A 4,705-nucleotide genomic window follows, 5' to 3' on the forward strand; every position below is an offset into this window, starting at 1 on the left:
TCCGTCACCCGCGCGACGGCGTGCGTGACTTCGCTCATCGTCTTGCCCGCTTCACCGGCCAGCGCCGACCCGTCACGAATCTTGCCGACCGAGTTGGCGATCAGATCCTTGATCTCCTTCGCCGCGCTCGACGATCGCTGAGCCAGGCTTCTGACTTCGCTCGCGACCACCGCGAAACCGCGTCCCTGTTCGCCCGCGCGCGCGGCTTCGACCGCCGCGTTCAACGCCAGAATGTTCGTCTGGAAGGCAATGCCTTCGATGATCCCCGTGATGTCCGCGATCTTCGTCGAGCTCTCGCTGATGTCCTGCATCGTGCTGACCACCTGGCCGACCACCGCGCTGCCTTTCTGTGCCACCGACGACGCATTCGCGGCAAGCGCGCTGCCTTGCTGTGCGTTGTCGGCGTTCTGCTTCACCGTGGATGTGAGCTGCTCCATGCTCGACGCCGTTTCCTGCAGCGATGCGGCTTGCTGTTCCGTGCGTTGACTCAGGTCCATGTTGCCCGCGGCGATCTGGCGCGCGGCGCCGGCAATGCTGGTACTACTGTCGCGCACGCGTCCGACGATCGCCGTCAACCGTTCGTTCATCTCACGCAAGGCCCCGAGCAGTTTGCTGGTCTCGTCCCTGCCGTCGACGGCAATGCGCGTGCGTAAATCGCCCTGTGCCACGGTGCGCGCGACATCGATCGCGACGCGCAGCGGCGCAGTCACCGCGCGCGTGATCAGCACGCATGCGCCGATCGCGAGTGCGACCGCGGCCAGGCTGATCGCAATCAGCACGTTGCGCTGGTTCTGGAAATGCGCCGCGTAGTTGTTGATCAACTGTTCCTGCCGGCCGTGTGTGTAGTCGGCATACGCGTTGGTCGCGCGGACCAGTGCGGCGAGCAGCGGCCGGCACTGCTCGTCCATCTTGACGATCGCGTCGTCGCGCTTGCTGTTCAGCGCGAGATTGACGATGTCGGTCGCCACCGGCCCGTACGCAGCCTCCACGCGATTGATCTCGGCGACGAGGCTGCGCGCTTTGTCCGACGTGTCGGTCGCGGTCGCGATCATCTCGTTGAGTTTTTTCAGATTGGCTTGCACATCTTCGTGCGCCTGCATCACGTCGGCTTTCTCGACGTCGATATCCTGAGGTTTGGTGACGAGCACCAGATTGCGCGCGGCGATTGCGCGGCGGTCGACGGCGGTTCGCACCCGCATCGCCATTTCCGCGCGTGCGTTGATGCCGCGCACGAAGCTCGAAAAGCCTTCGGTCGAATCGCTCAGCGCCTTCAGGGATAGGCCGCACACCACGACGACGATGAGCGACAGCATGCCGAACCCGACGATCAGCTTGTTTTTGATTGTGAGGTGCTTAAGTGTCACGATTTTATTTTCTCCAATAACGAAACGTGAAAGCGTTCGCATGGGACTCTCAGGTCCGGGCAGGGGAACGTCTATCGGGCCGTCGAACTTCATGGCGGCCTTGCGCGTATATCCCCGAGGCTGGTTGCCACGCACGCCTAATTCGCAGCGCATCAACATCAGCCAAATGGGTACCCCGTCTACGGGATATCGGATCGAAGGGAGCTCCACTGAAGCAAAGTCGGGTATTTATCTATTAACCTCGCACGTGATGACCGAAGAAAAAGGGGATTTTTCCTACTTTTGGCGGGTTTAGGCACGTGATGAAAACCTCGCGTGTGTCGAATGGCATTTCTGCTCATCAACAACGCGGGCGTGATGATCCCGCCGAAACGGCAGACCTGCCGACCTTATTTGTCCCAACCGCGCCGAATGTCCCACCCGCCGGCTACTATGGGCCAACCGGTCTGTTCGAACTGAAAGGGCTGCCCGGCGACGCGCACATCGCCCGGCCTGCTCAAGACGAGACCGTGCTGCGTGCCTGTGGGACATCTCGGAAGCTTGACCAACACGCGCTGGACTGGCGGGACTCTGGAGCACGCATCATGAAAGTTCTTATTTTTGGCGCAACCGGCATGGTCGGGCAGGGCGTATTGCGCGAATGTCTGCGCGCGCCGGACGTCGAGGTGGTGCAGACCGTGGGGCGCACGCGCAGCGGGCAACTCGATCCGCGTCTGGTCGAAGTGATTCAGCCGGACATGATGGACTATCGCGCGATGGAAGCGTCGCTCACAGGGTTCGACGCGTGCTTCTTCTGCCTCGGTGTTTCGTCGGCGGGGATGCGGGAGGAAGACTACACGCGGCTCACCTACGATCTCACGATGGCAGCCGCGCAAACGCTCGCCCGGCTCAATGCGAAGATGACCTTCGTCTACGTGTCCGGCGCGAACACCGACAGCACCGAACACGGGCGCAGCATGTGGGCGCGCGTGAAGGGGCGTACGGAGAACGCGTTGCAACGGCTGCCGTTCAAGGCCGTGTATCTGTTTCGTCCAGGCGTGATCCAGCCGCTGAACGGCGCGCGTTCGAAGACCCGTTCGTACAGGGTGTTCTACGCGTTGGCGAAGCCGTTCCTGCCGACGCTGCGCGCGCTATTGCCCAACCTGGTGCTGAGCACCGAGGACATCGGGCTCGCGATGCTGGCGGCCGCGCGCAATGGCGCACCTGACGCGGTCCTCGAAATCGCCGACATTCGCGCGCTCAGTCGCGTGGCATCCCCACCTGCACTGGATTTGCGCGCGGGATGATGGATCACGTCACCGGTAGCGCCGCGCGAAGCTGACTCCGCGCGGCGCTGGGTGTTCATGCAACACGGCGGCACACGTCATCCCGGAGCTTCTTCGCACCGCCAACACCATTCGCGCAAGCCTCCCGCCACGCTTGCCAGGCCCAATCGCACTCCGTACACTCGCGCGTAATTCCCGGACCGCGGCCGACCACGCGCCGTCCGGCACCCATCCCCCATCACGCCGAACAGAGGAGAACCCCCGCCATGGCCGATTCCTATTTCCCCCGCTGGCGCCGCCAGTCCGCTGCGGCCGAGGGCAGCGTCGTCGGCACCGACGAGCGCCTCGCCTGGCCGCAGATGTTCGCGATGGGCGTTCAGCACGTCGTCGCGATGTTCGGCTCGACCGTGCTGGCGCCGTTGCTCATGGGCTTCGATCCGAACCTCTGCATCTTCATGTCGGGCATCGGCACGTTGCTGTTCTTCGTGCTGGTGGGTGGGCGCGTGCCGAGCTATCTCGGTTCGAGCTTCGCGTTCATCGGTCTCGTGATCGCGGTGACGGGGTACGGCGGTCATGGTCCGAATCTGAACATCCCCGTGGCGCTCGGCGGGATCATCGCATGCGGCGTGGTGTACGCGGTCATCGGCCTGATCGTGTCGGCGGTCGGCACCCGCTGGATCGAGACGCTGATGCCACCGGTCGTAACGGGCGCGATCGTCTGCGTGATCGGTCTGAACCTCGCGCCGATCGCGGTGCGCGGCGTGAGCGGCAGCAACTTCGATTCGTGGATGGCGCTTGTCACGGTGCTGTGCGTGGGTGCGGTCGCGGTGTTTGCGCGCGGCATGCTGCAACGCTTGCTGATTCTGATCGGGCTGCTCATGGCATACGTAATTTACGCGATCGTCACGAACGGCCTCGGCATGGCTAAGCCGATCGACTTCTCGATCGTCGCGAACGCCGCGTGGTTCGGCATGCCGCACTTCACGGCGCCCGTTTTCGATCCGCACGCGATGGCCCTGCTTGCACCGATCGCGGTGATCCTCGTCGCGGAGAATCTCGGTCACATCAAGGCGGTGAGCGCGATGACTGGCCAGAACCTCGACCGCTACATCGGCCGCGCGTTTCTCGGCGACGGACTCGCCACCATCGTGTCGGGTTTTGCCGGCGGCACCGGCGTGACGACTTACGCGGAAAATATCGGCGTGATGGCCGTGACCAAGATTTACTCGACCCTGGTATTCGTGATCGCCGCGGTGATTGCGCTGGTGCTGGGCTTTTCCCCGAAGTTCGGCGCGGTGATCCAGACTATCCCGGGGCCGGTGCTGGGCGGCGTGTCGATTGTCGTATTCGGGTTGATCGCCGTCACCGGCGCGCGCATCTGGGTCGTCAACAAGGTGGACTTCTCCGATAACCGCAACCTGATCGTCGCCGCCGTGACGCTAGTGCTCGGCGCGGGGGACTTCTCGCTGAAATTTGGCGGTTTTGGTCTCGGCGGAATCGGTACCGCGACGTTCGGCGCGATCATTCTGTACGCGTTGCTGCGCAGGAAGCCGACGCAAGGGCCGGTGGCCTGATTTTCATGTTTTGATTGGCGCTGGCTGCGCAGCAAGGCGACATGCGTCGGTTTGCGCCAGGCGGCCAGCGGCGCCGGCTTCAGGTCTCATCCCACGACCGGGAAAAGCCCGCGCTTCCCTCACTGCCAAACTGCTCTATTTTTTGCGCGCCGTCAGTGCCGTCTCCGATAAATCCACCTCACGCATCAGCTTGTTCCACGTCTCGTCGTTGATCTCCTGAGTCCCGCGCAGCGCGAGCAAGGCCTTGCGCTCGGCGCGCATTGCGGCCAGCTTCATCCTGAACTCAAGCGCATCGGCGCGGCGCGCCAGTTCGCGTCGTTCCTGCTCGTCGTCGAGCGTGGCGAGGCGGCGCCGGTACAGATCCATCACCCGTGCGGTCACATCCGCCGCATACGCCGATGCCGATTCATCCAGGTCCGCGCACTCCCTGTCGTGCATCTCGTCGACCGCGCGAATCGCCGCTTGCGCGGCCACCGTGCGGGCGTGCGCCTCCTCGGCGGCA

Annotated in this window: 3 protein-coding genes and 1 pseudogene; 2 read left to right on the forward strand and 2 right to left on the reverse strand. The window is 63.7% G+C overall.

Annotated elements, in window-relative coordinates; all coding sequences use genetic code 11:
- On the reverse strand, positions 1-1,313 hold a 1,313-nt coding region (locus CIC12_RS03555), incomplete at its 3' end, for a methyl-accepting chemotaxis protein (RefSeq protein WP_238812353.1).
- A 635-nt stretch (positions 1,314-1,948) separates the two neighbouring features.
- Between CIC12_RS03555 and CIC12_RS03560 the strand changes: the two genes are divergently transcribed.
- Together CIC12_RS03560 and CIC12_RS03565 are read left to right on the forward strand one after the other, a co-directional pair.
- Positions 1,949-2,650 carry an NAD(P)H-binding protein gene (locus CIC12_RS03560; RefSeq protein WP_168662240.1) on the forward strand — a complete coding sequence of 234 codons (702 nt, stop codon included), beginning with the start codon at positions 1,949-1,951 and terminating at the stop codon, positions 2,648-2,650.
- A gap of 245 nt (positions 2,651-2,895) precedes the next feature.
- The gene (locus CIC12_RS03565) at positions 2,896-4,203 is read left to right on the forward strand and encodes a solute carrier family 23 protein (protein ID WP_168662242.1); all 1,308 of its coding nucleotides are present in this window, start codon (positions 2,896-2,898) and stop codon (positions 4,201-4,203) included.
- Between the two features lie 135 nt (positions 4,204-4,338).
- On the opposite strand, the pseudogene CIC12_RS03570 reads toward CIC12_RS03565, so the two are convergent.
- Positions 4,339-4,705 (reverse strand): annotated as a pseudogene (locus CIC12_RS03570) (Na+/H+ antiporter); the annotation flags it as partial.

This window comes from Paraburkholderia sp. SG-MS1 (genome assembly GCF_012275575.1).
Lineage (GTDB): Bacteria > Pseudomonadota > Gammaproteobacteria > Burkholderiales > Burkholderiaceae > Paraburkholderia.